At 62.5% G+C, this 25,066-nt stretch carries 29 protein-coding genes; 8 read left to right on the top strand and 21 right to left on the bottom strand.

Going from position 1 to position 25,066, the window contains the following annotated elements:
* Positions 1-154 precede the first annotated feature (154 nt).
* From ACE4QZ_RS14570 to ACE4QZ_RS14560, 3 genes are all read left to right on the top strand, one after another.
* A complete protein-coding gene (locus ACE4QZ_RS14570; protein WP_021785585.1) occupies positions 155-442 on the top strand; it encodes a hypothetical protein in 288 nt (95 codons plus the stop codon).
* 401 nt (positions 443-843) lie between these two features.
* Positions 844-1,212 (top strand): hypothetical protein, encoded by a 369-nt coding sequence (locus tag ACE4QZ_RS14565; RefSeq protein ID WP_021785584.1) that lies wholly within the window; start codon positions 844-846, stop codon positions 1,210-1,212.
* A gap of 199 nt (positions 1,213-1,411) precedes the next feature.
* Positions 1,412-1,720 (top strand): hypothetical protein, encoded by a 309-nt coding sequence (locus ACE4QZ_RS14560; RefSeq protein WP_021785583.1) that lies wholly within the window; start codon positions 1,412-1,414, stop codon positions 1,718-1,720.
* Between the two features lie 225 nt (positions 1,721-1,945).
* Here the strand turns inward: ACE4QZ_RS14560 and ACE4QZ_RS14555 are convergent, their stop codons facing one another.
* Positions 1,946-2,146 (bottom strand): hypothetical protein, encoded by a 201-nt coding sequence (locus ACE4QZ_RS14555; RefSeq protein ID WP_021785581.1) that lies wholly within the window; start codon positions 2,144-2,146, stop codon positions 1,946-1,948.
* A gap of 166 nt (positions 2,147-2,312) precedes the next feature.
* Between ACE4QZ_RS14555 and ACE4QZ_RS14550 the strand changes: the two genes are divergently transcribed.
* Positions 2,313-2,672: a hypothetical protein gene (locus tag ACE4QZ_RS14550; RefSeq protein ID WP_021785580.1), complete on the top strand. Its 360-nt coding sequence runs from the start codon at positions 2,313-2,315 to the stop codon at positions 2,670-2,672.
* A gap of 41 nt (positions 2,673-2,713) precedes the next feature.
* Here ACE4QZ_RS14550 and ACE4QZ_RS14545 read toward each other — a convergent pair whose 3' ends face one another.
* A complete protein-coding gene (locus ACE4QZ_RS14545; protein ID WP_021785579.1) occupies positions 2,714-2,920 on the bottom strand; it encodes a hypothetical protein in 207 nt (68 codons plus the stop codon).
* Positions 2,921-3,245: 325 nt separating this feature from the next.
* Here ACE4QZ_RS14545 and ACE4QZ_RS14540 point away from each other — a divergent pair, with 325 nt between their 5' ends.
* Both ACE4QZ_RS14540 and ACE4QZ_RS14535 read left to right on the top strand, forming a co-directional pair.
* Entirely contained in the window at positions 3,246-4,046 is an 801-nt protein-coding gene (locus ACE4QZ_RS14540; RefSeq protein ID WP_021785578.1) for an LPS biosynthesis protein, read from the top strand.
* Between the two features lie 70 nt (positions 4,047-4,116).
* On the top strand, positions 4,117-4,617 hold the full coding sequence (locus tag ACE4QZ_RS14535) for a methylated-DNA--[protein]-cysteine S-methyltransferase (protein ID WP_021785577.1): 501 nt from the start codon (positions 4,117-4,119) through the stop codon (positions 4,615-4,617).
* 4 nt (positions 4,618-4,621) lie between these two features.
* On the opposite strand, the gene ACE4QZ_RS14530 is transcribed toward ACE4QZ_RS14535, so the two are convergent.
* From ACE4QZ_RS14530 to ACE4QZ_RS14520, 3 genes are read right to left on the bottom strand one after another with little or no spacing between them, the layout of a single operon-like run.
* Positions 4,622-4,864 (bottom strand): hypothetical protein, encoded by a 243-nt coding sequence (locus ACE4QZ_RS14530; RefSeq protein WP_021785576.1) that lies wholly within the window; start codon positions 4,862-4,864, stop codon positions 4,622-4,624.
* Positions 4,861-5,604 carry a carbon-nitrogen hydrolase family protein gene (locus tag ACE4QZ_RS14525; RefSeq protein WP_021785575.1) on the bottom strand — a complete coding sequence of 248 codons (744 nt, stop codon included), beginning with the start codon at positions 5,602-5,604 and terminating at the stop codon, positions 4,861-4,863. Before ACE4QZ_RS14525 ends, ACE4QZ_RS14530 begins: the two co-directional genes overlap by 4 nt.
* On the bottom strand, positions 5,604-5,792 hold the full coding sequence (locus ACE4QZ_RS14520) for a hypothetical protein (protein ID WP_021785574.1): 189 nt from the start codon (positions 5,790-5,792) through the stop codon (positions 5,604-5,606). The genes ACE4QZ_RS14525 and ACE4QZ_RS14520 overlap by 1 nt, the downstream gene beginning before the upstream one ends.
* A 26-nt stretch (positions 5,793-5,818) precedes the next feature.
* Between ACE4QZ_RS14520 and ACE4QZ_RS14515 the strand changes: the two genes are divergently transcribed.
* Positions 5,819-6,544: a serine/threonine protein phosphatase gene (locus tag ACE4QZ_RS14515; protein ID WP_021785573.1), complete on the top strand. Its 726-nt coding sequence runs from the start codon at positions 5,819-5,821 to the stop codon at positions 6,542-6,544.
* Here ACE4QZ_RS14515 and ACE4QZ_RS14510 read toward each other — a convergent pair.
* Both ACE4QZ_RS14510 and ACE4QZ_RS14505 read right to left on the bottom strand, forming a co-directional pair.
* A complete protein-coding gene (locus ACE4QZ_RS14510; protein ID WP_021785572.1) occupies positions 6,492-7,106 on the bottom strand; it encodes a LysE family translocator in 615 nt (204 codons plus the stop codon). The genes ACE4QZ_RS14515 and ACE4QZ_RS14510 overlap by 53 nt on opposite strands.
* Positions 7,107-7,189: 83 nt before the next feature.
* Complete coding sequence (locus ACE4QZ_RS14505; RefSeq protein WP_021785571.1) at positions 7,190-7,999, bottom strand: helix-turn-helix transcriptional regulator; 810 nt, start codon at positions 7,997-7,999, stop codon at positions 7,190-7,192.
* Between the two features lie 131 nt (positions 8,000-8,130).
* Here ACE4QZ_RS14505 and ACE4QZ_RS14500 point away from each other — a divergent pair, with 131 nt between their 5' ends.
* Positions 8,131-8,754, top strand: coding sequence for a LysE family translocator (locus ACE4QZ_RS14500; protein ID WP_012052432.1), 624 nt, complete (start codon positions 8,131-8,133; stop codon positions 8,752-8,754).
* On the opposite strand, the gene ACE4QZ_RS14495 is transcribed toward ACE4QZ_RS14500, so the two are convergent.
* From ACE4QZ_RS14495 to ACE4QZ_RS14430, 14 genes are all read right to left on the bottom strand, one after another.
* The gene (locus tag ACE4QZ_RS14495) at positions 8,751-11,228 is read right to left on the bottom strand and encodes an autotransporter outer membrane beta-barrel domain-containing protein (RefSeq protein WP_021785661.1); all 2,478 of its coding nucleotides are present in this window, start codon (positions 11,226-11,228) and stop codon (positions 8,751-8,753) included. The genes ACE4QZ_RS14500 and ACE4QZ_RS14495 overlap by 4 nt on opposite strands.
* A gap of 112 nt (positions 11,229-11,340) precedes the next feature.
* A complete protein-coding gene (locus tag ACE4QZ_RS14490; protein WP_010953969.1) occupies positions 11,341-11,616 on the bottom strand; it encodes a peptidylprolyl isomerase in 276 nt (91 codons plus the stop codon).
* Between the two features lie 88 nt (positions 11,617-11,704).
* Positions 11,705-13,657 carry an acetoacetate--CoA ligase gene (locus ACE4QZ_RS14485; protein WP_021785662.1) on the bottom strand — a complete coding sequence of 651 codons (1,953 nt, stop codon included), beginning with the start codon at positions 13,655-13,657 and terminating at the stop codon, positions 11,705-11,707.
* Between the two features lie 91 nt (positions 13,658-13,748).
* Positions 13,749-14,228: a serine protease inhibitor ecotin gene (gene eco, locus ACE4QZ_RS14480; protein ID WP_021785663.1), complete on the bottom strand. Its 480-nt coding sequence runs from the start codon at positions 14,226-14,228 to the stop codon at positions 13,749-13,751.
* A 55-nt stretch (positions 14,229-14,283) separates the two neighbouring features.
* The gene (gene hbdH / locus ACE4QZ_RS14475; protein WP_021785664.1) at positions 14,284-15,054 is read right to left on the bottom strand and encodes a 3-hydroxybutyrate dehydrogenase; all 771 of its coding nucleotides are present in this window, start codon (positions 15,052-15,054) and stop codon (positions 14,284-14,286) included.
* A 10-nt stretch (positions 15,055-15,064) separates the two neighbouring features.
* On the bottom strand, positions 15,065-16,456 hold the full coding sequence (locus ACE4QZ_RS14470; RefSeq protein ID WP_021785665.1) for a GntP family permease: 1,392 nt from the start codon (positions 16,454-16,456) through the stop codon (positions 15,065-15,067).
* Positions 16,457-16,681: 225 nt separating this feature from the next.
* On the bottom strand, positions 16,682-18,064 hold the full coding sequence (locus tag ACE4QZ_RS14465) for a sigma-54 interaction domain-containing protein (protein ID WP_021785666.1): 1,383 nt from the start codon (positions 18,062-18,064) through the stop codon (positions 16,682-16,684).
* Positions 18,065-18,123: 59 nt separating this feature from the next.
* On the bottom strand, positions 18,124-19,140 hold the full coding sequence (locus tag ACE4QZ_RS14460) for an ABC transporter permease (protein ID WP_021785667.1): 1,017 nt from the start codon (positions 19,138-19,140) through the stop codon (positions 18,124-18,126).
* Positions 19,140-20,198 carry a microcin C ABC transporter permease YejB gene (locus ACE4QZ_RS14455; RefSeq protein WP_021785668.1) on the bottom strand — a complete coding sequence of 353 codons (1,059 nt, stop codon included), beginning with the start codon at positions 20,196-20,198 and terminating at the stop codon, positions 19,140-19,142. Before ACE4QZ_RS14455 ends, ACE4QZ_RS14460 begins: the two co-directional genes overlap by 1 nt.
* Positions 20,195-21,994 carry an extracellular solute-binding protein gene (locus ACE4QZ_RS14450; protein WP_028697269.1) on the bottom strand — a complete coding sequence of 600 codons (1,800 nt, stop codon included), beginning with the start codon at positions 21,992-21,994 and terminating at the stop codon, positions 20,195-20,197. The genes ACE4QZ_RS14455 and ACE4QZ_RS14450 overlap by 4 nt, the downstream gene beginning before the upstream one ends.
* 142 nt (positions 21,995-22,136) lie before the next feature.
* On the bottom strand, positions 22,137-22,418 hold the full coding sequence (locus ACE4QZ_RS14445; RefSeq protein WP_003248318.1) for a peptidylprolyl isomerase: 282 nt from the start codon (positions 22,416-22,418) through the stop codon (positions 22,137-22,139).
* 81 nt (positions 22,419-22,499) lie between these two features.
* A complete protein-coding gene (locus ACE4QZ_RS14440; RefSeq protein ID WP_021785670.1) occupies positions 22,500-23,561 on the bottom strand; it encodes a 3-deoxy-7-phosphoheptulonate synthase in 1,062 nt (353 codons plus the stop codon).
* Between the two features lie 554 nt (positions 23,562-24,115).
* Positions 24,116-24,667: a YbhB/YbcL family Raf kinase inhibitor-like protein gene (locus ACE4QZ_RS14435; protein ID WP_021785672.1), complete on the bottom strand. Its 552-nt coding sequence runs from the start codon at positions 24,665-24,667 to the stop codon at positions 24,116-24,118.
* Positions 24,668-24,715: 48 nt separating this feature from the next.
* Positions 24,716-25,024, bottom strand: a complete 309-nt coding sequence (locus tag ACE4QZ_RS14430; RefSeq protein ID WP_021785673.1) for a hypothetical protein — start codon at positions 25,022-25,024, stop codon at positions 24,716-24,718.
* Between the last annotated feature and the right edge of the window lie 42 nt (positions 25,025-25,066).

Genomic DNA, 25,066 nt, shown 5'->3' with positions numbered 1-25,066 from the left:
GCCAACGGGCGGACTGGATGCACTGAATAAAAAAAATGCGTAGCGAGATGAGCCTGCATGTGTTTGCCTACAATCTCGAACGAGCGATGAGCCTCTTCGCCATCGCAGGACTGATTTAACGCGCACACCCCGACAACCCACGAGGACACTACAAATGAAGCGTTTGTTACTGGGCCTGTTGCTTGCCGCATCGGGCGCTGCCCACGCCGGTATTCCGCTGTTGAACGCGACATGCCCCGGAAATATCGAGGTCCATGCCGATAAAGGTGGGCCTATCTACATCAATGGCAAGGAAGCCAAGCTAAAGAAATTCAATGACAACTATTTCGAGGCCAAAGGTGGAGGGGTAACGGTATCGTTGTCGATCAACCCGGACGGCTCGCCGGACGTTTCGTATACCGGTAAGAACAAAGCCAATGGCGTATGCCAGATCAAGGACTGACTGCGCGATTGCGCTGTTTGGCTGGCGCGGTGCCAGTGGGCGGTATCAGGTTGCTGGAACGGGAATTGCTGTGACCTTGAGACATTGATCATGCGGGGTACGCAGATATGACTCAGGATGACCGCTATTACATGATTTTCAGCGTGGTTGCTGTGCTGGTACTGGACCTGGCGGCGACTTATGTGTTTCTCAACGCCATCCCCTGACCCCGGTTATGGGGTAGGACTTACTCGTAATCGGGGCACGGCAGGGCGTGAGGGAAACGCCCTGAAACCTATATAGCAAACAAACCTAATGCCCGGTCGCGATGGCGCAGTAACATGGGCATACCAAAACCTAAAAAAGGGCAGGCTGCTTGGCAACATTTCCCGGTTTTCGATGGGGCTGCAGGAGCGTGTCGCATGAATAACTCAAGATCGCTAGCAGGGGCACTACTTGTATCCGGGGTAGCCATGTTGTTCATGGCAGGCTGCGCACAAAACCCTGATGTACGTGACAGCCACGATTATACGGCTGGCACTACCATGAAAAGCCCACCTGCGTATCTGGGGTGCGTCAAAGGCGAGCTACAAAGCAATGTGAAAACCTATGAAGTCGAGGGTGATAACGCGGTCAGGCTTTTCGTCGAAAGCACTGACCCCGACAAGGCCGATGGTCTTGTAGAGTTGCGGGGCGCGGGAGCCGAACGCCACTTCACGGCCTATCAACGTGATGCCTGGTACGACCATGGCAGGTTGCTGGATGCTGCACTGATGTGTTCAAAAGCGTAATCATCCTACCCCACACCAATAGCCCGCCGTCGAGAGCGGGCTTTTTGTCTGCCGATCGCCTGCCCGGCAACGTTCAAAAAGGGCGGGTGGAGCCGGTATGGCCTGAGCAGCGTTGCTTTGCATTTGCCGGCCCCGCCCGTAATAATCGTTGTATTTGGATGGAGAGTCGCAGGTGGAAGCAAGAAGCGTAGTCGCCGAAATGTTCATTGGGATTCCGACGCATTTCTGGGTTTTGCCTGTTGCCGGCCTGGTTGCCTACTACGGGCTGAAGTGGTCCGCCAGATCCAGTCATCGTGCCACCCTGCTACAAGCCTCGACTTACCTGTTACTGCTGGCACTGGCAGTTCTGCCCAACGGCTTTTATGCACTGTTTCCTCCCGCGCCCGAGCCGGATGTGCTGTTGAATCAAACGCCGTTGCCCAACTATGCAGGGCGCTTCTACCTGGATGCGTTCTATGTCTTCAGTGGCTGGGCGCTGAGCAAAGTAGTCAAGTTAAAGTTCAGCTGATTCGCAGCTCGCATACCTGTCGCGCTGACGGGATCAGTAATTGCATACCCCTTTTGAAACCGGCGCATCTGGGGGATACGGCAATGCTCTCTGAAGATCTGTACGTCATGTTCCTGTTTGTCGGCAGTGTGTTGGCCCTGGATATAGCAGCCATTGTGTTGTACAGGGGAGCCAAGCCCTGACCCCGGGTTTGGCCCGCAATGGCGCCGGAGTATCCTCAGGGCTTCAGCTTTTCTCCTGTACCTGCAGCACCGAACCCTTGTCGTCAGTTGCCAGCAGTCCGCCGGCGTTGGTGTCGTCTGATTGTCGCTCGGCAAGGGGGACGTCCTGCGAGCGAAAGATACTATGGCCCTGTTCACCGGTTTTAAGGGTGACGAGTTTGCCGTTCTGATAGAAGAACTGAGTGTGGTTGGCGTTCGTTTGCATGGTATGAAGCCCTGCCGAGTCGTGGTGTGATGTCCCTCGGGAGTTTCACTGTTGCGGCGTGCCCCGGCTACTGGCAGAAATATCAGGTGCGCTACACAGATCTCGCTGGGCTTCGTCCTGCTGCAAGACTTTGGTTGATTGGTAACGCGGTGTCATCGCCGTTAGAATGCAGCGTATTCATAACGGCCGATTGCAAATGCCTACATTTCGTATTTTTCTCGCAACTGTGTTGGTTGCCAGCCTTGCCGGTTGCGCAACCCCTGGCAAACCCACAGCCAGCAAACTGACCAAAAAGTCGCCGCAGCAGTACGCCGCCTGTGTCCTGCCAAAATGGCAGGCGCTGGCACCCCAGGCCACGCAGAAGTCGATAGCCCACGGCTACCGGCTCACGGCATCAAGTGCCGTGGCAAGCGACGATGTGCTTGACGTAGTCGACGTTCGCGAGGGCAGCCGCGCGACCTTCTACAAGGGCAGCTTTCTGTCTGGCGACAAATTACGCCAGGCTGCCAAGGAATGTCTGGATTGAGTCAGTAACCCGAGCTTGCTGAGCCGCGCAGATCTCTACGGTTACCCCGCGTCATCCCGCTTGTTCAAATGCTCGCACTTCACCTGCGCCTCCTTCCGGTTTGGATAGCTCGGCTTGAGCCGCTCCTTTGCCTGATTGTCATAAATGTCGAACCCTCCACAAACGGTAGCGGCGTAGTAGCGGCTGCCTACGCGGAACGACTCCTTTTCGATCGGCACAGCGGGAACGATAACGAATCTTGGTTGCATTTTTCGTGCCTCCCCAGGCAGATGTTTAAGTATTAGTCTCGCCAGTGGTAAGCATCAAGCAGGCTCATGACGAAAGGCGCTTAGTACCCGTCCGTCACCATCGGTGATGGTCATCGCTATTCCTTATCCACAGTAGGGGAACACTTTTTCACTGCGGTGGTCTGTTAAGGCAGTTGGACCAGCCGGTATTCGCCAGGCTGAAACCCCGCCAAACAAGGGAATGGCGGTTGACTGAAGCTCAGCCAAGTAACGTCAGGTAAAAGCGGCCACGGCATATACACGGATCAGTATTGTGGTTTGTACTGTCCGGTTAAAGATGCCATTGATGAACACACTTCCGTTGCAGCCAAGCGCTGAACGCGGGGCGTTCTCCGATTTCGAGGCGTGTCGCAACACCCAGAAGGGCCCCGTGGTGATCCTTGCCTCCGGCGCTTCTGCCAAACAGTTTCCACTGGGCGAGTTTGCGCATTTGCCCATCATCGCCATGAATGGCTCGGTCGCCATGACCGCCGAACACGGCATAAAACCTTTCTTCTACGTGTGCACCGACAAAAGCTTTTGCCAGCAACAGCCGGCCTTGTTCGCCACTGCCGTGCGCGACAGCGAACGCCTGGCCCTGTGGCCAGAGCAGTATGCGCGTGCCGATGTGCCAGCCCACACCCAGTGTTATGCCTTGCACAAAGCCGACACGCCGAGCCTGCTGGACGGTTTGCGCGGCCAGGGTGACAGTTGCGTGTGCAACCGGGCACTGTGGAGCAAACGCAGCCGCTCGATCGCCTTCAGTAAAGACCTCGCCCATGGCTTTTTCGATGCCCGCACGGTGGTTTATGTGGCCTTGCAGTTGGCCTATCACCTGGGCTTCGAGGAAGTGTTGCTGGTGGGGGTAGACCTCGACCAGAGCGTCGGGCGCTTTTACGAGGACGGCCAGGGCCCGTCTTCGCCGTGCGGGCTCGACCAGCATTGGGACAGCCGCATCCTGCCGTCGTTGACGCTAATGGCCAGGGAGGTGGTGAACGAGCATTTCCGCGTCTACAACCTGTCGGCAACATCACGCATTCCCGCTGAACTGATACCCAAGGTCACGCTCAGCCAGGCGCGGCACATTGCCGGCTGCGCAATGAACTGAGCAAGAAAGCGGGTGCATGAAAGACTGTGGATGCGTACAGTTGGGCGGTCGCAACTTGCAGGAGCCGGCTATGTCCAGCGCATTCACGATCATGCCATCGCCCGTCGGTATGCTCACCCTTGTGGCCCGTGGCAACTGCCTGGCAGCCGTATTGTGGGAAGAAGAGCGGGAAAACCGCGTACGCCTGGGCGCACTGCACCGGGACGACCAGTGCCCGGTACTGCTGGAAGCCGCTCGCCAGCTGGAAGAGTACTTTGACGGCAAGCGCCAGCGTTTCGAGCTGGCGCTGGACTTCGCCGGTACTGAGTTCCAGCGTCAGGTGTGGGCTGCGCTGCTGGCGATACCGTTCGGCGAAACCCGCAGCTACAGCGATATTGCCCGGCAGCTCGGCAACCCCAGGGCGGTACGCGCGGTCGGCGCTGCCAATGGCCGCAACCCGATTTCGATCATCGCCCCGTGTCACCGGGTAATCGGCGCGTCAGGCAACCTGACCGGTTTTGCCGGTGGCCTGGCGGCCAAGCAGTACCTGCTGGCGCTGGAAGGGCGACAAAGCCTGGCACTGGACCTGTAAGGCGTCAATCGAACCCGCTGGCAATCAGGCAGGCCAGCACGGCCAGCACCGTACCAGCGATCAAGGTGTACTGCCGCCGCGCCAGACGTGCGCGGGGCTCGACCTCACGCAGGTACTCGCCGGGCGTAGGCGCATCGGGCCGATGGCGCAAGCCCTCGGCCACATCGGCAAGTTGACCCTGAATCAGCAAGCCGACCAGGTAGTAGGTGCAGGCGTAACTCAGCAACGCCAGAAACAGATAGATCATGCAAGGTACGGACTCAAGGGCAGGGTGATCGCGCTGGCACTGCGGGTGTCGAGTACGATCAGGCCTTCACTGTGGTCATCCAGGTTGGCCAGCAACTGCCCTTGGCTGTCCCACGCGGCAGAGCCGCCGGCACCGATGAAGGTGTCGGCCGGCCCCACGCAGTTGGCCATCAACACTGGCATGCCCAGCTCGCGTGCCACCTCTGGGTAGTGCGCATATCCCTCGCGGATACCCTTGGCGGTTTTCGCAACGCTGACCAGGTACAGGTTGGCACCGCGCTCGCGGGCAATGGCGGCATGCGCCATGAACATCGATTCGTAGCAGATCGCCGGCGCCACCCGATGTTCACCCACCTCCAGCAGCAATGCCTGATCACCTGGGGTGAAGTAAGGCAGCTCATCATCATGCAAGCGCTGCTTGGCATAGGCCTGGCGCGGCGCCCCAGGACAGAAGATGGGCATGCCGATGCGTATGCCGTCGGGCGTCGGTAATGGCAGGCCCACGGCAACCGTAATGCCCAAGCGGTCACACGCTGCCTGCAGCGGGTCCAGGCGCACGGAGGTGACGGGCAGGGCGGCCTGGCGTGCCACACTCGGCTCATAGCCGGTCAGTGACAGCTCGGGGAACACGACCAGTTCGGCACCCAGGGCCGCAGCCTGCTCGATGCAAACCAGATGGCGCTGGAGGTTGGCTGGCAAATCGCCCTTGAGCGACGCCAGTTGTACGGCGCACAGTTTCATCAGAACCATTCCCTGGTGAAGATTGACGTGCCGAGCATACTATCGGCACCAACGCCTGTTCCAGTGAAGGGTTTTTCAGGAAGCCTGAGGTGCGCGGTAAAACGCCCTCCGACCTGCGCAGCCACGGTACCTTGTGCCATGCTGTCCAGTGACAGCGCCATGAGCACGGCCTGCGCGAAAGCGGGCATGGTGCTACCAGCGGAGGAACACTGTAATGGCACGGTTTCGGCGGCTGATCGCCAATATCCGGGGACGGGATCTGGCCGTGGGCGATATCCATGGCCACTTCCAGCGCCTGCAACAGTGCCTGGATGCGGTAGGGTTCGATCCGGCGGTGGACCGCTTGTTCAGCGTGGGTGACCTGGTCGACCGTGGGCCGCACAGCGAGGCAGCGCTGGAATGGCTGGCCCAGCCTTGGTTCCATGCCGTCCAGGGCAATCATGAAGCCTTGGCAATCACCCGCGTGCGTGGTGGGCGGCTCGACCTGGGCATGTACCGAGCCGCCGGGGGTGGTTGGTTCCTCGACTTGCCGCGGCGCGAGCAACTGCGTTTCGTGGAGCGTTTCGAGCAGTTGCCGATTGCCATGGAAGTGGAGAGTGCGGACGGGCTGGTAGGCCTGCTGCATGCAGACAGCCCGTTTGCCGACTGGGCAGTCTTACGCTCCTGGCTGGAACTGGATGACGACCCTGAAGTGCGCCAAGTGTGCCAGTGGTCGCGTCGGCGCCTGAAAGAGGGGGACACCCAACCGGTGCAGGGCCTGCGAGCCCTGCTGGTCGGCCACACCCCGGTGCTGGAGGCCAAGCTGCTGGGCAATGTGTGGCACCTGGACACGGGGGGCTGGGCCAGCGGCCATTTCACCTTGGTCGACATGCGCACCTTGCAACGGGTCAGCCCCGAGCCAGATGCAGCAACAAAGCCCCCGCCAAGATCACCAGCATGACCCCCGAGGCCCGCTCCAGCCACGCCAGGCTGCGGGCGAATCGCCGCAGTACCCGCTGGTTGCCGATGGCCACGGCAACCAGCAGGTCCCAGAGCAGGACGATGCTGAACATCCATACGGCGTAGGCTGCCTTCCAGCCGGGGCTGACGCTGGCGACCATGCTCGCCAGGCTGGCATAGAACAACGCGTTCTTGGGGTTGAGGATGCCGGACAAGAAGCCCATGCCCAAACTGCGCCACCAGCCATGAACCCGCTGGCTGCCGGCGACTGTGCCCAGGCTGGTTTGCCCGGCATGGCGCAGGAACAGCACGCCGATGTACAGCAGGTAGCTGGCGCCTGCCAGTTGCAGGGTGGTGAACAGCGGGCCGCCCTGTTGCAGTACCGAAAGCCCGGTGAAGGCCATGACGATGAACGCGCCATTGGCCAGCGCTATGCCCAGGCAGGCGCCGCTGGCGATGCGCCAGCCGCTGTTGATCGCGTTGCGTGCGACCAGGAAGAAGTCCGGGCCAGGTGAGAGCAGGGCGAGAAAGTGGGCCAGGGCGATGATCATGAATTGCTGCATTGGGGGCTGCTCTACGGAAAAAAACGCAGTCTGCTGCCGGGCCTGCTCTGGCGTATTGAACAATATTGCACCTGCAGCAGCCTTCAGTTCCCTCGGTACTGCCCCGGCGTAACCCCCACATGGGCCTTGAACACCCGCTGGAAATGGCTCTGGTCAGCAAAGCCAAGCTGATAGGCCACTTCCGCCAGGGCCAGCCCTTCACTCAACAGTTGCCGCCCGCGATTGACCCGGGCATTGAGCAGGTAGGCATGCGGCGTGAACCCGGTAGCCGCACGAAACGCGCGGATCAGCTGATAGCGCCCAAGCCCCGCCTCCCGCGCCAACACCTCCAGGCTCAATTGCGCAGGGTCCTGCTGCTCGATGCGTGTAAGCAACCCGCTCAAGGTGGCGGTTTCCAGGGTGGGGGGCGCTGCCAGCGGTGGGTGCGCGGAAAAGTCCAGGTCGCCCAGAAAGGCAATCAGCGCCGCATCTTTCTCGCCGGTGCAGGCACTGGAAAACAGTAACCTGTTCAGCGCGCAGAACTGCCGATATACCTCAGCCTCCCTGCAGATACGCACCGGTTCGCTGGCTCCGATACCGCCAAGACCTGACTCCAGGCGCAACTGCGTCAGCCAGTCGGCATCCACATGCAGCATCTGATAGCTCCAGGCCAGGCCGGGTGCCGGGTTGCAGGCATGCACGCGGTGGGCGGGGACCATTACCAGTGTGCCGGGTACCAGGTGCTGCTGCCCGTCGGCAGCCCCGGTGAAATGGCTGTGGCCAGCATCCACCGCACCAATGGAAAACGTCGGGTGGCTGTGGGACTTGTAGCAGGCCCGGCTATCGCAGGCGCGCCGGCTTTCGACATGTGCCAGGGCCGGGTCGCGCCACAGGGCGGCGTGGGAACGGGGCATTACAGGCTCCTCGGTATTGCCGGAAGGGTAACAGGTACCGTGCACCCGTACAGTTTTTATCACTGGCTGTTACTTGACCCCAGGGCCCGGAACGCGCCGAAATAGAGGGCTGTTGTCAGAGGAAAACGAGAATGGACCTTTCAAGCCTGCTGCTTTTCATCCCCGCCTGCTTCGCCTTGAACATGGCGCCAGGGCCAAACAACCTGTTGTCGTTGCACAACGCCAGCCGTTACGGCCTGCGCACCGCCTGTGTGGCCGGCGCCGGCCGTATCCTTGCCTTCTGCGGCATGATCGCCCTGGCCGCGATGGGCCTGGCAGTGGTGTTGCATACCAGCGAATACCTGTTCCTGGCCATCAAGGTGGTGGGCGCGGCCTACCTGTTCTATATCGCCTGGCAACTGTGGCGCGCACCGGTGAGCGAGACCGTGGTGGCAAGCGATCACCCAGGCGGCACTTGGCGCCTGGCGCGTCAGGAGTTCTGGGTGGCGGCCGGTAACCCTAAGGCCATCCTGATCTTCACCGCCTTCCTGCCGCAGTTCGTCTCGGTCGGTAGCAGCACCCCGGTGAGTGAGCAGTTCCTTTGGCTGGGTGTGTTGTTCCTGCTGTTGGAATGGGCGGCCATTGCCATCTACTCAGGCCTGGGCGCCTACATGCAGCGTTGGTTCAGCCAGCCTGGCCCACGCCGGATGTTCAACCGGGTCAGCGCTTCCTTGCTGGGTTGCGCGGGCCTCGGTCTGCTGGCTGCGCGCCGCTAGAACTGCCAGCGCACGCCCAGGTTCACGCCGCTGGCTTCCTGCTGGCGGCTGTCCAGGTTGGCGGTGTACTGCACGCCGCCATGCAGGCTCAGCGCTTTGTTGACCTGCGCTACCACACCGCTTTCCAGTTGCACCGAGGTATAGCGGTAATCGGTCCTGATCTTGTCTGCGTCATCGAAGGTCAAGGTGTCGCGCCCACCGTCGCCGTGCCACAGGTTGACCTGCGCATAGGGTTGCAACAGGCGGCCGCTGCTTCCTGTGAACGCACCCTCCAGGCGCAGGCCCAAGCGACCTGTCAGCTCGACCTGGGCGTCATGGCTGATGCGCGAGACGCTGTCGCTGGCGCTGTCCAGCGCGACCTTTTGCGCAATCAGCTGAGCTTGCGGTTCCACGCGCCAGCGCTCGTACAGAGTAATGGGGTAGCCCGATTCCAGTGAAGCTGTCCAGGCGTGGCCGTCGACGTTCAGCGTGTCGCCACGATCGGAGCGGGCGCGGCCATCCAGACGGGTGTACTGCAACACCGCGTCCAGGTACGCGCCCTGTGGCCCGACCAGCGTCCAGTAGGTGCCCACGCTATCGCCATCGAGCTTCAGGTCGCCCACGCTGCGGTCTTGAACGGCCAGGGCAAAACCTTTGACGTCGGCGTCCAGGTGGCTGTGGCTTACGTAGATACCGACATGCTGGCGGTAACCGTTCTCGCCAACCTTGGCATACAGGTCCTGGCCTACCTTGAAACCGTACAGGTCGCCGTCCAGGCTCGGGTTGACCGTGCCGCTCCATTGCTGGCGCAGCGCGCCGCCGTAGGCTTGCCCCCAGCTGGCGGGCAGGGCGCTTTCACCTTGCAGTAACAGCTGGTCGCCCTGGCGTTGGTGGAAGGTGCCCAATGCCTGGCGGGCGATGATCGCGGCACCCCGTGGCGCTGCGGCATAAACCGGGACCTCGGGGCGGTACAGCGGCAGGCTTTGGCCCTGCGCCGGAGCAGGCAGCTCGGCCTGGCCGGGCGCGGGTGCAGCAACGGGCGGGATGACGGCCGGGGTGATCACCGGCGGCTCGCCCGGTGCCGGCACAGGGGTTGGAGCGGGTGGCGCAACCAGCGTCGAGCGCAAGTACCAGCTGTTTTCACTGCCAGCAGTGACGCCGCCTTTGAACAGCCGGTAGTCGTAGGCACCGGCCGATAGCCTCTGGGCCTGTACAAAGGCGTTGGCCGTGCTGGTGGCGCCGTCGCGGGCTTCGACCACCTGGATGCCGTTTTGGGCAGTCGCCGCACCTGCGCCGTTGAGGTTGTTGATGAGCACCTGGGTAGAGCCGGCGATGGCACCGCGGCTGATCACCAGGCGATCGGAAGCAGCGCCATCGCCGGCCAGCACGCTGTTCAGGCGCAGGGCGCCGTTGTTGCCGGTGTAATCACCCTCGATGCTCAAGCGGCCCATGGCATCATTGCCGGCTGTGAGGTCAAGTGTACCTGCGTTGCTGATTGCGGCGCGCTGGTCCGGGGCAAATGCAGTGATTACCCCTTGGCGTGAAGTGATGCTGCTGCTGGCGTCGAGGGCGAGGCTGCCCGTGCTGCTGTTGCTGTCGCCCAGTACCAGCGTGTCATCCAGTGCCAGCCGGCTGCCATTGTTCAGCGCCACACGCTCCCAATTCACATAGCGGGCACCGCCTGCCGGCTGGCTGGCATCGAACGTCAGGCTATCGGTACCGTCGCCACCGTCCACAGTGATACTCAGCACCTCGGGCGTGAGGCCTTTGAGCAGTGCCGTGTCATCACCTGGCCCCGCATCCACGCGCCCGCCAATACTGCCACCGTCCCAGGTGAAGCGGTCGTTGCCAGTGCTCAGCAACACATCGCCGCCAACCTGGCCGCCATGCACCAGCACCTGGTCATCGCCACCGCTGACGCTGATATTGCCGCCGATGTTGCCATCGAAGACTTCGATATAGTCCTTGTCGAAGGCCGCGATGACGTTCCGGTCGACGCTGCCGCCACGCATGATGAAGGTGTTCTCGTCCAGCCGCATGTTGACGTTGCCGATACGCCCGTTGTCCATTTCGGCATAGTCGCCGCTGTCGAACGTGCCCTTGATCCAGCCGCCGGTCATGTGAAAGGTGTCCAGGCCATCGCCCTGGTTGACGTTGCCTTCGATGACGCCGCCGCTCATGGCGAAGTCATCGATGCCGGCACCCTGGTGGATGTTGCCGCCAACACTGCCAGAGGCCATGTCGATGCTGTCTCTGCCGGCGCCAAAGGTTACGTCGCCGGTGATGGCGCCGCTACCGGATGCCGGGAATACCAGGCGGTTATCACCGCTGGTGTCCACCAGCGAGGGCGCAGTGCCGCTGTCACAGGTGTAGGTGTCGTTACCCGGGCCGGGTGAGAAGGTGCAAGCCGCGTTTGCGGCGGGCGGGGCCATGGCCAGCAGCGGGAGCGAACCCAGGGTCAGCATCAGGGTTAGACGCATCAGGAAAACCTCCATTCTCCGGGGAGTCCTGCGCACCACACGTCGTGTGCAGGGTTACCGGGGTTGTATAGAGGAGTGCGTCACGACCACAACTGGCAAAAATGTCAGGTGGCAAAAGGCTAGCGCCTTAGTCGCGGTAGAACGTTTGCACCAGGTGGTAGCCGAATTTGCTCTTGATCGGTCCGTGTACCACACGCAAAGGCTTCTTGAAAATCACCTGGTCGATGGCACCGACCATCTGCCCTGGGCGGATTTCGCCCAGGTCACCACCCCGCTTGCCGGATGGGCAAAGAGAGAACTTTTTGGCGAGCACGTCGAAAGCCTCGCCGTTGGCGATGCGCTGCTTGAGCTTTTCGGCTTCGTCAGCGGTCTTGACCAGTATGTGGCGGGCTTGGGCTTTCATGGGCTACCTGTGTATCGGGAAAAAAAGGCGGCATTATGCCTGATTGAATCCAGCAGAAGCGATCGTGCCTGAATGGCCGCGATGAATGTCAGCTCTTCAGCTCGGCGCGATCGCGAAACTGCTCCAGTGCCTCCGGGTTGGCCAGGGCATCGGTGTTCTTCACCGGCCGCCCATGCACCACATCGCGAATCGCCAGTTCCACCAGCTTGCCACTGATGGTGCGCGGTATGTCGCTGACCTGGGCGATCACCGCCGGCACATGGCGGGGTGTGGTGTACTGGCGTATTACCTGGCGGATGTGCTGGCGCAGGGCTTCATCCAGCTGCAGGCCGTCGTGCAGGCGCACGAACAGTACCACCCGCACATCCCCGTTCCAGTCCTGGCCGATGGCCACGCTTTCAACGACCTGTTCGACCTTTTCCACCTGGCGGTAGATCTCCGCGGTGCCAATGCGCACGCCGCCCGGGTTGAGCACGGCGTCGGAGCGCCCGTGAATCACCATGCCCCCGCTGGCACGCTGCTCGGCGTAGTCGCCCTGGGCCCACACCCCCGGAAACTGGCTGAAATAGGCATCCTGGTAACGGCGGCCGTCCGGGTCGTTCCAGAAGCCGAGTGGCATCGAGGGGAAGTTGCGCGTGCACACCAGCTCGCCTTTTTCGTCCACCACGGGCTGACCCTGCTCGTTCCACACCTCCACCGCCATACCCAGGCCCTTGCACTGGATTTCGCCACGACGCACAGGCAGGGTCGGGTTGCCCAGCACGAAGCAGGAGACGATATCCGTACCGCCCGACATGGACACGAGCCACAGGTCGGCCTTGATCTTGTCGTACACATAGTCATAGCTGTGCGGTGACAGCGGCGAACCGGTGGACATCAGCAGCCGCAGGCTGGTCAGGCAGTGGCTGGTGGCGGGTTCCAGGCCTGCCTGCTCCAGTGCCGCCAGGTACTTGGCGCTGGTGCCGAAGGCGTGGATGCCCTCGGCCTCTATCAGGTCCAGAAGGCGCCCGGGGCCCGGGTGGAACGGTGAGCCGTCGTACAGCACCAGCGTGGCACCCACCGCCAGGCCGCTGGCCAGCCAGTTCCACATCATCCAGCCGCAGGTGGTGTAGTAGAACAGCACGTCATCGGCCTTCAGGTCGTTGTGCAGGCCGTGTTCCTTGAGGTGTTGCAACAGCACGCCTCCGGCGCGATGGACAATGCACTTGGGCACGCCGGTGGTGCCACTGGAATAGAGGATGTACAGCGGGTGGTCGAACGGCAGCGGGGTGAAACGGGGCTCGCCGCCGGGCTGGAAGAAGTCATCCCACAGGCTGACGTTGGCTGCCTGGAATTCGTCGGCACGCGTGCCTTTGCGGGTATGGGGCACCACGATCAGTTGCTCCAGGCCAGGCAACTGCGCGCACACCTGGTTGACCTTGGTCACCTGGTCGATGGCCTTGCCCGCATACTGATAACCGGCGCAGACGATCAGCAGCTTGGGTTCGATCTGGCCGAAGCGGTCGATGATGCCATGCACGCCGAATTCGGGCGAGGAGGAAGACCAGACTGCGCCAAGGCTGGTGCAGGCGAGCATGGCCACCAGTGTTTGCCAGGTATTGGGCATGATGGCCGCTACCCGGTCGCCCGGGACGATACCTGCAGCCTTGAATGCCGTTTGCAGCCCGGCCACCTGCGCGGCCAGTTCAGCATGGCTGAACACTTCGCGTTGGCCGTCTTCGCGCACGGCGACCACGGCCGGGCGGTCGTCGCGGCGGCGCAGCAGGTGTTCGGCAAAGTTCAGGGTGGCATTGGCGAACCACTGTGCATCGGGCATCTGCGGCCCTTCGCTAAGCACCTGGCTGGGTGGGGTATGCCAATGTACGTGGAAAAACTCGGCAAGGGTTTGCCAGAAGTCGGCGCGCTGTTCGATGCTCCAGCCGTGCAGGGCCTGGTAGTCGTCGAGTTGCAGGTTGTAGCGCAGGTTGACCCGGCGGCGGAAGGCATCCATCCGGCTGGCCTCGATCTGCGTTGTGGACGGGCGCCAGAGCACATCGTTCATGCCGAATCTCCTTTACCGGAACAAAGCAGGCTCAGTGCAGGATCAGCCTTGTGTTGCGAAGAAGCTGATCCTGCAGAGAAAGCGGTTCTGCTTACTCTACTTTAGCCTTTTGCACATCCTGCGATGCCGACCACACGCGGTAGCGCACTTCGACATCCTTGGGCACATACACCACTACCGGCAGCTTGCTGTTGTAGCGCAGCAGGAAGCCGTCGCCGACCACCGGCACGAAGGCCTCGGTCTTCTTGCCGTCCGGGCAGGCCATCAGTGTGCTGGCCGGGCCGCTGACGTTGTCCAGGCGGTAGTAACTGTAGCCCCAGCCTTCCAGGGTGCGCTCTTCGAGGCTGCCGCCCAGGCGCTGGCGATTGCAGTCGACCTGCAGGGTCTTGCCAGCGAGGATTTCCAGTTTATAGGCCGACTCATCGGCCTGGGCCGGCAGGTGGATAACCTGCCGGGTGAAGCCTTTTTCCGCCTCGGGGTAGGGCGCGATGTCCTTCAGGCTGGCGGCCATCGCAGGTGCGGCGGCGGCCAGGCTCAGGGCTAGAAGCGCGGTCATTGGGGTAGGGCGCATAAGGCCTCCTTGCTGATAAACGAATGCGCGGCCGTTGCCAGGCCCAGGCCGCCCGTCACTGGGCCAACCAGCCACCATCGACGTTCCAGGCGGCGCCGCGAACCTGGCTACCGGCCTCGCTGCACAGGAAGAGTACCAGCTCACCGAGGTGTTCGGGGGTAACGAAGGCCAGCGACGGTTGCTTTTCTGCCAGCAGATCGTGCTGCGCTTGCAACCGATCGCCACCCTTGGCCGCACGATCGTCGATCTGCTTTTGTACCAGCGGTGTCAGCACCCAGCCCGGGCAGATGGCATTGCAGGTGACATGACTGGTGGCGGTTTCCAGGCCGACCACCTTGGTCAGGCCGACCACACCATGCTTGGCTGCCACGTAGGCTGCCTTGCCAATCGAACCGACCAGGCCATGGACCGAAGCGATATTGATGATGCGCCCCCAGTCGCGCGTGCGCATGCCCGGCAGTGCCAGGCGAGTGCCATGGAATACGGCCGACAGGTTCAGGGCGATGATCTTGTCCCAGCTTTCCGGCGGGAACTGCTCAACCGGTGCCACATGCTGGATACCGGCGTTGTTGACCAGGATGTCGACGCCGCCGAACTCACGTTCGGCCAGGTTGAACAAGGCTTCGATCTGGATCACATCCGACAGGTCGGCCGGGTGATGGACGACCTTCACCCCGTGCCGGGCAATTTCCGCCATGGCGGGGCCCGGGTCGCCAAAGCCGTTGAGCACGATGTTGGCGCCGGCCCGGGCCAATACCTGGGCGATGCCCAGGCCAATGCCGCTGGTTGAACCGGTGACGAGTGCAGTTTTGCCTTCAAGGGTCATGCCATGCTCCTTAGACGATGCCAGTGGCGTAGAACGTGGTGATGACCACGAACACTGCCAGGGTCTTGATCAGGGTAATACCAAAAATGTCCTTGTAAGCCTCGCGGTGGGTGAGGCCAGTCACCGCCAGCAAGGTGATCACCGCGCCGTTGTGCGGCAGGGTGTCCATGCCGCCGCTGGCCATGGCGGCTACCCGGTGTAGTACTTCCAGCGGGATGTCGGCCGCGTGGGCGGCGGCGATGAACGTGTCGCCCATGGCTGCCAGGGCGATGCTCATGCCGCCCGAAGCAGAGCCAGTGATGCCGGCCAGCAAGGTCACGGTGATGGCTTCGTTCACCAATGGGTTGGGGATGCCGCGCAGGGCATCGGCCAGCACCAGAAAACCCGGCAACGAGGCGATTACCGCGCCAAAGCCATATTCCGAGGCGGTGTTCATGGCTGCCAGCAAGGCACCGCCCACCGCGCTTTTGGTGCCTTCGGCCAAACGCGTACGAATGGCCCCAAAGGCGCACACCAGGACCATCAGGATGCCCACCAGCAACGCAGCCTGCACAGCCCAGATGGCCGTCAGCTTGGTCACGTCGCTTTGTACCGGTGCACTCATGCCTGGCAATTGCAGGCTGTGGCTGGAGCCGTACCAATGCGGTATCCAGTGGGTGAACACCAGGTTCATGACCCCCACCAGTATCAGCGGCGACAGCGCCAGCCAAGGGTTGGGCAGGCTCAGGTCGGCAGCGGTTTCCGGCTCGTTGCGCAAGTTGGCGCCATAACCTTCACCGGCGCGCAGGGCCTTGTTGCGCTGGCGCTGCAGATAGGCCATGCCGGTAAAGAACACGAACAGCGTGCCGATCAGGCCCAGCCACGGTGCGGCCCAGGCGGTGGTGTTGAAGAAGGTGCTGGGGATGATGTTCTGGATCTGTGGGGTGCCGGGCAAGGCGTCCATGGTGAACGAGAATGCGCCCAGGGCGATGGTGGCCGGGATCAGGCGTTTGGGGATGTTGCTCTGACGGAACATTTCGGCGGCGAACGGGTACACCGCGAACACCACCACGAACAGCGAAACACCGCCGTAAGTGAGCAGGGCACAGACCAGTACGATGACCAGCATCGCCTGGCGGGTGCCGAGCAGGCGGATGGCCGCAGCGACGATCGAGCGGGAGAAGCCGGACAGCTCGATCAGCTTGCCGAACACCGCACCCAGCAGGAATACGGGGAAGTACAGTTTGATGAAACCGACCATTTTCTCCATGAACACCCCCGTGAACGCAGGGGCGACGGCAGAAGGGTCGGTGAGCAGGACAGCGCCGAGGGCGGCGATGGGGGCGAAGAGGATTACGCTGTAACCGCGGTAGGCGGCCAGCATCAGCAAGGCCAGAGCGGCGAGTGCGATGAGCACGGTCATCGGGGTGGGTCTCCTGGGTGAGTCTTGTTTTTATCGTTGAACAGGAGATAGCGGGAATCGTGCCAACTATGTAACTTGCTGATTTGTAAGGGATAAAGAGTTTTGTTAGAAGTTTATGTCTACATTCAGAGACGCCAGGGGCTGCTTTACAGCCTATCGCTGGCTTGCCTCTGATAGAAGGCGGAGCTCTGGCGGTAATCTCAAATAAGAAACAAGAGTCTCCAATCAGAGACCAAGTGCCGCCATCTTCTTGTACAGCGTCGACCGCCCCAGCCCTAAGGCTGCCGCTGCCTCTGGCACTTTTCCTCCCTGTTCGGCCAGCGCCCCGGCAATCAGGCCGCGTTCAAATGCCTCGCACGCCTCGCGGTAGGTCTGGCGTTTGGGCGCCTCAGCCAGCGGGCTCAATGGCCCCAGTGCCGCACGCAAGTCCGCAACCCCCAGCCGAGGCTGATCCGCCAGCAAGGTCGCGCGCTCCAGCACATTGCGCAGCTCGCGAATGTTCCCCGGCCAGGCATGCCTGGCCAGCAGTTGCTGCGCTTCAGCTTCCAGCTCGTACTGGCTGCCCAGCTCAGCCAATATGGCTTCGCACAGCGCCGGCAGGTCCTCCAGCCGTTGCCGCAACGGCGGGACATCGATCGGCAGCACATTCAGCCGGTAATACAGGTCGGCGCGGAAGGCCCCGCGGGCCATGGCAGCCTGCAGGTCGATGGAGGTGGCGGCAATGATGCGCACATCGCTGCGCAGCATCTGGTTCGAACCGACCGGCTCGTATTCCTTTTCCTGCAGCACCCGCAGCAGCTTGCTCTGCAAGGCCAGCGGCATGTCGCCGATCTCGTCGAGGAACAACGTGCCGCCTTCGGCCAGTTGCAGCTTGCCGCTGCGGCCTTTGCGATCGGCACCGGTAAAAGCACCCGGCGCAGTGCCGAAGAATTCGGCTTCCAGCAGCGTCTCCGGGATGGCTGCGCTGTTGATGCTGACAAAGGCTTTGTGCGCCCGTGCTGACGCTGCGTGAATGGCGTGGGCCAGCAGTTCCTTGCCGGTGCCGGTTTCGCCCAGCAGCAACACGGGTGAATCGCTGCCGGCGCCACGCCGGGCGCGTCGCTTGGCTTCCAGGCTAGCCGCGCTGCTGCCTACGAACTGGGCGAAGCTGTACTTGGCCTGGCGGGCGCGTAGTTGCGAGCGGGTCGAGGCCAGTTCCTGCTGCATGCTGGAATAGCGTTTGAGCAGCGGCGAAAGGCTGCGCAGTTCGTCGAACAGGGCAAAGCCGATGGCGCCGATCAGCGCGCCCTGGTCGTCGTGGATGGGCAGGCGCATGACCACCAACGGCTCGTTCTGCGTGTCGAGCATGTCCAGCAGGATGGGCCGGCCATTGCTTACCACGTCGCGCATCAGGCTCCCAGGGATCACCGTTTCGCAGGGTTGGCCGATGGCACTGGCAGCGTCGGCCAGGCCAAAGCGTCGGGCGTAGCGTTCGTTCATCCAGACGATGCGTGCCTGGCGATCGACGATCACCGTGCCTTCGCTGGACTGCTCGATGATCTCGAACAGCGAGCGGATCGCCAGTTGCCGTACCTGGGGGTAGTCCTTGAGGCTGTCGCTGTCGTGCATGGGTGAACATCCTGAATCATGTATTGGCACAAGCCCGCGAAAAGACCGGGCCTGAAAACTTATCGTCGGGGGTCAAACGCCTCACGCAGGGCATCCCCGATAAACACCAGCAGTGACAGGATCACCGCCAGCGCAAAGAACGCGGTAAAGCCCAACCACGGTGCCTCCAGGTGCTGCTTGCCCTGGGTCACCAGCTCGCCCAGCGAGGCGCTGCCCGCTGGCATGCCAAAGCCCAGAAAGTCCAGCGCGGTCAGTGTGGTAATGGCCCCGGTCAGCATGAACGGCACATAGGTCAGCGTGGCATTCATGGCATTGGGCAAGATATGCCGCAGCATGACCTGGCTGTCCGGTAACCCCAGCGCCCGCGCAGCCTTTACATACTCCAGATTGCGCCCGCGCAGGAACTCGGCGCGCACCACGTCGACCAGGGCCAGCCAGGAAAACAGCGCCATGATCCCCAGCAGCCACCAGAAATCCGGTTCGACAAAACCGCTGAGGATGATCAGCAGATACAGCACGGGCAACCCCGACCATACCTCCAGCAGGCGCTGCCCGAGCAGGTCGACCCAGCCCCCGTGGTAGCCTTGCAGGGCGCCTGCCGCCACGCCAATAAGCACACTGACCGCGGTCAGGGCAAAGGCGAACAGCAGCGATACCCGCGTGCCATAAAGCACCCGCGCCAGCACGTCACGGCCTTGGTCGTCGGTGCCTAGCCAGTTGCTGGCACTGGGCGGGCTGGGGGTGGGCACCTGCAGGTCGTAATTTGGTGTGTCGGCACTGAACGGGATAGGTGCGAACAGCATCCAGCCACCTTGTTCCGCGATCAGTTGGCGCACATAGGCGCTGCGGTAGTCGGGTTGAAACGGCAGTTGCCCGCCAAACTGCTGCTCGGTGTAGCGTTTGAGCGCCGGAACGTACAGCTCGCCCTTGTAGCCCAGCAGCAGTGGCTTGTCGTTGGCCACCAGTTCGGCGCAAAGACTCAGCAGCAGAAGGCCGGCAAACAACCACAGCGACACCCAGCCCAGGCGGTGGCGCCGAAAGCGTTGCAGGCGGCGGCGTGATAGGGGCGATAGCATCAATGCGCCCTCGTATCGAAGTCGATGCGCGGGTCGAGCAACGTGTAAGACAGGTCACCGATCAGACGAATCAGCAGGCCCGCCAGGGTGAAGATGAACAGCGTGCCGAACACCACCGGGTAATCCCGCGACACGGCGGCCTCATAACTCATGCGGCCCAGGCCATCGAGCGAAAAGATCACCTCGATCAGCAACGAACCGGCGAAAAATACCGTAATCAGCGCCTGTGGCAGCCCGGCCACCACCAGCAGCATGGCGTTGCGCAAGACATGGCCATACAGCACGCGGCGTTCGCTAAGGCCTTTGGCCCGGGCAGTGACCACGTATTGGCGGGAAACCTCGTCGAGGAAAGCATTCTTGGTCAGCAACGTGAGGGTGGCGAACCCTCCGATCACCAGGGCGGCGACCGGCAGCACCAGGTGCCAGAAGTAGTCGGCGACCTTGCCCAGCAGGCTGAGCTCGTCGAAATTGTCCGAGACCAGGCCGCGTACCGGGAACCAGCTGAGCGAAGTGCCGCCGGCAAACAGTACGATCAGCAAGAGCGCGAACAGGAACGAAGGCAGGGCGTAACCGATCACGATCAATGCGCTGCTCCAGGCATCGAAGCGGCTGCCATGGCGCATTGCCTTGCGGATGCCCAGCGGGATCGACACCAGGTAGGTGATCAGCGTGGCCCAGAAGCCCAGCGACAAGGTGACCGGCAACTTGTCGAGAATCAGGTCGGTGACTTTGGCGCCGCGGAAGAAGCTGTTGCCAAAGTCCAGCCGGGCATATTGGCCCAGCATCAACCACAGGCGTTCGGGGGCGGACTTGTCAAAGCCGTACTGGCGCTTGATCTCTTCGATCAGTTTCGGGTCCAGGCCGCGTGTGGCGCGGGATTCGCCATGAACCACTTCAGCGCGCGCGCCAGGTGCGCCGCCACCGATGCCCTGGAGGCGGGCCACGGCTTGCTCCACCGGGCCACCCGGCGCGGCCTGGACGATGGCGAAATTGACCAGCAGGATTGCCAGCAGCGTCGGAATGATCAGCAACAGGCGGCGCAGGATATAAGCGGTCATGGCGAGGCCTTCCGGCGTTCGGCCATTTGCGCGTTGGTCAGCGGGGTAGGGCTGACCTCCCACCAGGTGTCCAGGCCCTCGTCATAGGTGGCCTGGACCTTGGGCAGGCCGAAGCGGTTCCACCAGGCGGTGGAGCTGCCTGGCGGGTAGTAGTTGGGGATCCAGTAGTAATTCCATTGCAGCACGCGGTCCAGGGCATGGGCGTGACGCAGCATGTCGGCCTGGGTGTCGGCGCGAACCAGGCCGTCGATCAGGTGGTCTACGGCCGGGTCCTGCAGGACCATCAGGTTGTTCGAGCCGGGGTCGTGAGCGGCCGCCGAGCCGAAGTAGTTGTACAACTCGGCGCCCGGCGACAGGGTGACCGGGTAGCCGGTGACGATCATGTCGTAATCGCGCGCCATCAGCCGGTTGACGTACTGGGCCGAGTCGACGTTGCGGATGTTCAGGGTCACGCCGATCTGGGCCAGGTTGCGCTTCCACGGCAGCAGCAGGCGTTCAAGGCCCGCCTGGCCATTGAGGAACGTGAACGCCAGTGGCGTGCCCTGGCTATTGACCAAGCGGTCGCCTTCGGGGTGCCAGCCGGCTTGTTCGAGCAGGGCCAAGGCCTGCAACTGCTGTTTACGGATGATCCCCGAGCCGTCGGTGACCGGGGCAGTGAACACCGTGGTGAACACTTCATCTGGCACTTGGCCGCGCAAGGGGGCGAGCAGCTTCAACTCCTCCGCATCCGGCAACTGGCGAGCGGCCAAAGGGGTATTGGAGAACACGCTTTGCTGGCGGATGTACAGGTTGCGCATCATCTGCCGGTTGCTCCACTCATAGTCCCACAACATACCCAGCGCCTGGCGCACACGGCGGTCCTTGAACTGCGGCTGGTCGAGGTTGAACACGAAACCTTGGGCCACCTGCGGTTTGGCCGGGGCCAGGTGGGCGCGTTGCAGGCGGCCGTCGTCCAGTTGCGCACCGTTGTAGCCCAAGGTGTAGGCCGTGGCGGAGAACTCGCGGTTATAGTCGTAGCCACCGCCTTTGAGTACCTGGCGCGCCACTTCGGTGTCGCCGAAGTACTCGATGCGCAGCTTGTCGAAATTGTAGCGGCCACGGCTGGCCGGCAAGTCACGTGCCCACCATGTCGGGTCGCGTTCGAAGGTGATGCTGCGGCCGTTGTCGATGCGCCCGATGCGGTATGGCCCGCTGCCAACCGGCTTGTCGAAGCCGGCACCGTTGGCAAAATCGCGCTGCTGCCAGTCGTGCTCGGGCATTACCGGCAGACTGGCGAGGTCCAGCGCCAGGGTGCGGCCGTGCTCGGGCTTCAAGTCGAATCGTACGCTGTGCAGGCTTTCCACGGTCACGCCGGTCACGTCGGCAAACTGGGTACGGTATTTGAGGCTGCCCTTGCTCATCAGCAGTTCGAAGGTGAAACGCACGTCTTCGGCGCGCACCGGCTTGTCATCGGCGAAGGTGGCGCGTGGGTCGATGTCGAAACGCAGCCACTCATCATTGGGGCCGCGCTCCATGCGCCGGGCGATCAGGCCGTAAACGGTATAGGGTTCATCGTACGAGCGTACCGCCAGTGGCGCGTACAGCAGACCATCGACTTCGCTGACACCGATGCCTTTGTCGATGTAGGGCAGGATGTGGTCGAACTGGCCGATCTCGATGGCCGAGCGGCGCAAGATGCCGCCCTTGGGGGCGTCGGGGTTTACATAGTCGAAATGCCGGAAGCTGGCGGCGTAGCGGGGGGCTTCACCGTAGACGGTGAGGGCGTGGGTGGTAGCCGCTTGGACCGTAAAGCCCACGCACGAAAATACAAGCCCCCACAATACTTGTGGGAGCGGGTTCACCCGCGAATGCGTCGGAGCAGGCAACGAGGTTGTCTGGTCTGGCCTCTTCGCGGGTAAACCCGCTCCCACAGGGGGGCTGATCACCGGGAGGGGTGAATCAGTCCTGGCGGCTGGTCACTTCCAGCAGGTGGTAGCCGAACTGGGTCTTCACCGGGCCTTGCACAGTGTTGACCGGGGCGCTGAAGACCACGGTGTCGAATTCCTTGACCATCTGGCCTGGGCCGAACGAGCCCAGGTCACCGCCCTGACGGCTGGACGGGCAGGTGGAGTTGGCTTTGGCGATTTCAGCGAAGTCGGCGCCTGCTTCGATCTGGGCTTTCAGTTCGTTGCACTTGTCTTCGCTGCTGACCAGAATGTGGCGGGCGGTTGCACGGGCCATGGGTACTGCTCCTTGGGGGTAAAAAAGGCAAGCCTAGCGCACTTGTCCGGGGTATGTCTCGCCAGGCTTGCAACCATTGGCCTACAGTTTTTGTGCCGCCTCACGCAACAAGGTTTCGGTCGAGGCCCAGCCCAGGCAGCCGTCGGTAATCGACACGCCGTATTTGAGTGCGCCCTTGCCCAGTGCCTGGCAGCCATCGAACAAGTGCCCTTCGATCATCACCCCGACCAGCGAACGGTCGCCGCCCAGGCGCTGCTCCAGCACCTCATTGAAGACCGCTGGCTGGCGCGCCGGGTCCTTGCCGCTGTTGGCGTGGCTGCAATCGACCATGATCCGTGCCTGCAGGCCGGCCTTGGCCAACGCCTGGCGGGCCATGGCGATGCTGTTGGCATCGTAGTTCGGGCCTTTGTGGCCGCCGCGCAGTACCAGGTGCGTGTCCGGGTTGCCCAAGGTCTCGATGATCGCCGGGTGGCCCTGTGCATCCATGCCGAAGTGCCGGTGGGGGTGGGCAGCGCTGCGCATGGCGTCGCTGGCGATGGCGATGCCGCCGTCCGTACCGTTCTTGAAGCCGACCGGCAGTTCCAGCCCACTGACCATTTCGCGGTGGATTTGCGATTCGGTGGTGCGTGCGCCAATCGCGGCCCAGGCCAGCAGGTCATCGAAGTAGCCGGCGGCCATCGGTTGCAGCAACTCGGTAGCGATCGGCAGGCCGCGTTCGATCATGCTCAGCATCAGCCCGCGGGACAAGGCGATGCCTGAGTGCATGTCGTCACTGCCATCGAGGTGCGGGTCGTAGGCCAGGCCTTTCCAGCCCACTGTAGTACGCGGTTTTTCGACGTAGGCGCGCATCACCAGCAGCAGCTTGTCGTTGACTTCGCGGCCAAGGGCGGCCAGGCGGTCGGCGTATTCCAGGGCCGCGCGTGGGTCATGGATGGAGCAGGGGCCGACGATGACCAGCAGGCGTGGGTCGCGGCCTTCGAGGATGTCGCGGATGGCCAGGCGATGGGCCTGGACTTGCTGGGCCAGTTCGCTGGACAGTGGCATCTGTTGCTTGAGCAGGTGCGGGCTGGGCAAGCGTTTGCTGACAGTGGTGTTGGCCGCTTGCGGCTGGGTCAGGGGCAGGGCGAGGCTGGAAGCGTGCATGGCGTTTTTCCCTGGACGGACAGCGGGTTCAGGCCCGCATTGTCGGCCCTATCGAGGTGTTCGACAGATCGTTGAATTGGTATTGGCTGCTGCATTGCCACCTGTAGAGGACCGATCGGAGGCGGCAGGCTGGCCCGAGCGGGATTGGCTAAATCGCCAGGCAGAGGTGTTTGCGTAGTAATAAGTGGCGTAGTTCATGAATCTGTCCTCAAAGTGAAGCGGTGTTGGTCAAAGGCCTGAAAAGCAAAACCCCCGGTCGGGAAGCCGACCGGGGGTTTGAGTATTCTCATGTTCGGCGGCCCCTCGAAGGTGGACGCCGGGTGGGTATCGGCGCCTAATGGCTAAACCAATACCCAAAGTAATAGTTGGCAGGTGCCACGCAGCCGGCAACGGCCAGCACAGGGCGCAGGCTGCGACCGGTGTGGTTGGCGTGGTTGCGGGTGTGTTTCGGCATGTTGCTCTCCAGTGAATGAGCCCGAGCTTACTTCAGTTCGTGCAGGCCATTCAATGGATAAATGCTATGGGGCTGATCATTTGTTTTTGTACTGACTGGTTCAATGGCCGTATCGCCCGACCAGGCTTTGAGCCCCCAGCGCGTGGCCTTGCAGCAGTTGTAGCAGGCCGCTGCGATCCAGCCCCTCAGGCAAGGTACCCAAAGGCAGGTCGGTGGCAATCAGGGTCAGTGCGTAATGATGAGGGTTGTCGCCGGCGGGTGGGCAGGGGCCTCGGTAGCTGAGGGTACCGCGGGAGTTGCGGCCCACTGTCACGGATGGCCCGCTCAGCCCTGCCGTGCCTGCCTTGAGCCCATCCTGTTCGGGGTCGATGTTGTAGGCGATCCAGTGCACCACACCAACGCCCTTGCCACCGTCCGGGTCGAACATGATCAGGGCCAGCGACCGCGTACCTGCGGGCAAGTTGTCCCAGCTCAGTTGCGGGGTCCGCTCTTCGCCGGCGCCGCATGCCGGGTCCTGGCCGACCTGTTGCAGGGCGATGACGCCGCCATCGGTGAATGACGAGGAACTGATCGACATCGCGCCTTGGTTGCCTGCGCCAGCTAAAGCAGTGCACGGCAGCAAAGCAGCGAACAGCCAGTGTTTGAGGTGCATGGTCAATCCTGGTCAGGGCGTCAGGGCTCAGTTTAGTCCAGGTCGGCTTCAGCGGCTGTCCTGGTCCTCGGCAGTGCCGCCGCTGGCACCGGCACCAGAGCCAGTGCCTTCGCCGGTATTGTTGGAGCCGCCAGCGGCACCGTCGGCGGCATCGGTGTTGCTGCCTGTGTCACTGCTGTCGTTACCTTTGCCGCTGCCGGGGCTGTTGACGCTGCTGCCTTCACCGACGGTCTTGCCGCCAGAGTGGTCGGTTTGCGGATGGCTGTCGGTATGGGTGTCGGTGGCGGCGAAGGCAGTGCCGGTGAGGCTGCTCAGGGCGAGCGCCAGGCACAGGGATAGCGGGCGAATGCGGATCATGGGACTTCTCCTTTGCGGATGATCAGTCATTCGTTTGGCTGG

It is taken from the genome of Pseudomonas sp. DCA-1, assembly GCF_046523955.1.
Lineage (GTDB): Bacteria > Pseudomonadota > Gammaproteobacteria > Pseudomonadales > Pseudomonadaceae > Aquipseudomonas > Aquipseudomonas putida_Y.
Note: the sequence above shows the minus strand (reverse complement) of the source record. Positions and strands in the feature narration are given on the sequence as shown.

Excerpts from the sequence above, each read along its gene's own strand:
- ACE4QZ_RS14440 (WP_021785670.1), bottom strand. The coding sequence starts at position 23,561 with ATGCACGCTTCCAGCCTCGCCCTGCCCCTGACCCAGCCGCAAGCGGCC.
- ACE4QZ_RS14435 (WP_021785672.1), bottom strand. The coding sequence starts at position 24,667 with ATGCACCTCAAACACTGGCTGTTCGCTGCTTTGCTGCCGTGCACTGCT.
- ACE4QZ_RS14505 (WP_021785571.1), bottom strand. The coding sequence starts at position 7,999 with ATGCCCCGTTCCCACGCCGCCCTGTGGCGCGACCCGGCCCTGGCACAT.
- ACE4QZ_RS14560 (WP_021785583.1), top strand. The coding sequence starts at position 1,412 with ATGTTCATTGGGATTCCGACGCATTTCTGGGTTTTGCCTGTTGCCGGC.
- ACE4QZ_RS14460 (WP_021785667.1), bottom strand. The coding sequence starts at position 19,140 with ATGCTATCGCCCCTATCACGCCGCCGCCTGCAACGCTTTCGGCGCCAC.
- ACE4QZ_RS14430 (WP_021785673.1), bottom strand. The coding sequence starts at position 25,024 with ATGATCCGCATTCGCCCGCTATCCCTGTGCCTGGCGCTCGCCCTGAGC.
- hbdH (WP_021785664.1), bottom strand. The coding sequence starts at position 15,054 with ATGACCCTTGAAGGCAAAACTGCACTCGTCACCGGTTCAACCAGCGGC.
- ACE4QZ_RS14510 (WP_021785572.1), bottom strand. The coding sequence starts at position 7,106 with ATGCAGCAATTCATGATCATCGCCCTGGCCCACTTTCTCGCCCTGCTC.
- ACE4QZ_RS14485 (WP_021785662.1), bottom strand. The coding sequence starts at position 13,657 with ATGAACGATGTGCTCTGGCGCCCGTCCACAACGCAGATCGAGGCCAGC.
- ACE4QZ_RS14550 (WP_021785580.1), top strand. The coding sequence starts at position 2,313 with ATGCAGCGTATTCATAACGGCCGATTGCAAATGCCTACATTTCGTATT.
- ACE4QZ_RS14445 (WP_003248318.1), bottom strand. The coding sequence starts at position 22,418 with ATGGCCCGTGCAACCGCCCGCCACATTCTGGTCAGCAGCGAAGACAAG.
- ACE4QZ_RS14455 (WP_021785668.1), bottom strand. The coding sequence starts at position 20,198 with ATGACCGCTTATATCCTGCGCCGCCTGTTGCTGATCATTCCGACGCTG.
- eco (WP_021785663.1), bottom strand. The coding sequence starts at position 14,228 with ATGCGCCCTACCCCAATGACCGCGCTTCTAGCCCTGAGCCTGGCCGCC.
- ACE4QZ_RS14470 (WP_021785665.1), bottom strand. The coding sequence starts at position 16,456 with ATGACCGTGCTCATCGCACTCGCCGCTCTGGCCTTGCTGATGCTGGCC.
- ACE4QZ_RS14490 (WP_010953969.1), bottom strand. The coding sequence starts at position 11,616 with ATGAAAGCCCAAGCCCGCCACATACTGGTCAAGACCGCTGACGAAGCC.
- ACE4QZ_RS14520 (WP_021785574.1), bottom strand. The coding sequence starts at position 5,792 with ATGCCCGCTTTCGCGCAGGCCGTGCTCATGGCGCTGTCACTGGACAGC.
- ACE4QZ_RS14465 (WP_021785666.1), bottom strand. The coding sequence starts at position 18,064 with ATGCACGACAGCGACAGCCTCAAGGACTACCCCCAGGTACGGCAACTG.
- ACE4QZ_RS14540 (WP_021785578.1), top strand. The coding sequence starts at position 3,246 with ATGAACACACTTCCGTTGCAGCCAAGCGCTGAACGCGGGGCGTTCTCC.
- ACE4QZ_RS14495 (WP_021785661.1), bottom strand. The coding sequence starts at position 11,228 with ATGGAGGTTTTCCTGATGCGTCTAACCCTGATGCTGACCCTGGGTTCG.
- ACE4QZ_RS14530 (WP_021785576.1), bottom strand. The coding sequence starts at position 4,864 with ATGATCTATCTGTTTCTGGCGTTGCTGAGTTACGCCTGCACCTACTAC.
- ACE4QZ_RS14500 (WP_012052432.1), top strand. The coding sequence starts at position 8,131 with ATGGACCTTTCAAGCCTGCTGCTTTTCATCCCCGCCTGCTTCGCCTTG.
- ACE4QZ_RS14555 (WP_021785581.1), bottom strand. The coding sequence starts at position 2,146 with ATGCAAACGAACGCCAACCACACTCAGTTCTTCTATCAGAACGGCAAA.
- ACE4QZ_RS14535 (WP_021785577.1), top strand. The coding sequence starts at position 4,117 with ATGTCCAGCGCATTCACGATCATGCCATCGCCCGTCGGTATGCTCACC.
- ACE4QZ_RS14525 (WP_021785575.1), bottom strand. The coding sequence starts at position 5,604 with ATGAAACTGTGCGCCGTACAACTGGCGTCGCTCAAGGGCGATTTGCCA.
- ACE4QZ_RS14515 (WP_021785573.1), top strand. The coding sequence starts at position 5,819 with ATGGCACGGTTTCGGCGGCTGATCGCCAATATCCGGGGACGGGATCTG.
- ACE4QZ_RS14565 (WP_021785584.1), top strand. The coding sequence starts at position 844 with ATGAATAACTCAAGATCGCTAGCAGGGGCACTACTTGTATCCGGGGTA.
- ACE4QZ_RS14545 (WP_021785579.1), bottom strand. The coding sequence starts at position 2,920 with ATGCAACCAAGATTCGTTATCGTTCCCGCTGTGCCGATCGAAAAGGAG.
- ACE4QZ_RS14570 (WP_021785585.1), top strand. The coding sequence starts at position 155 with ATGAAGCGTTTGTTACTGGGCCTGTTGCTTGCCGCATCGGGCGCTGCC.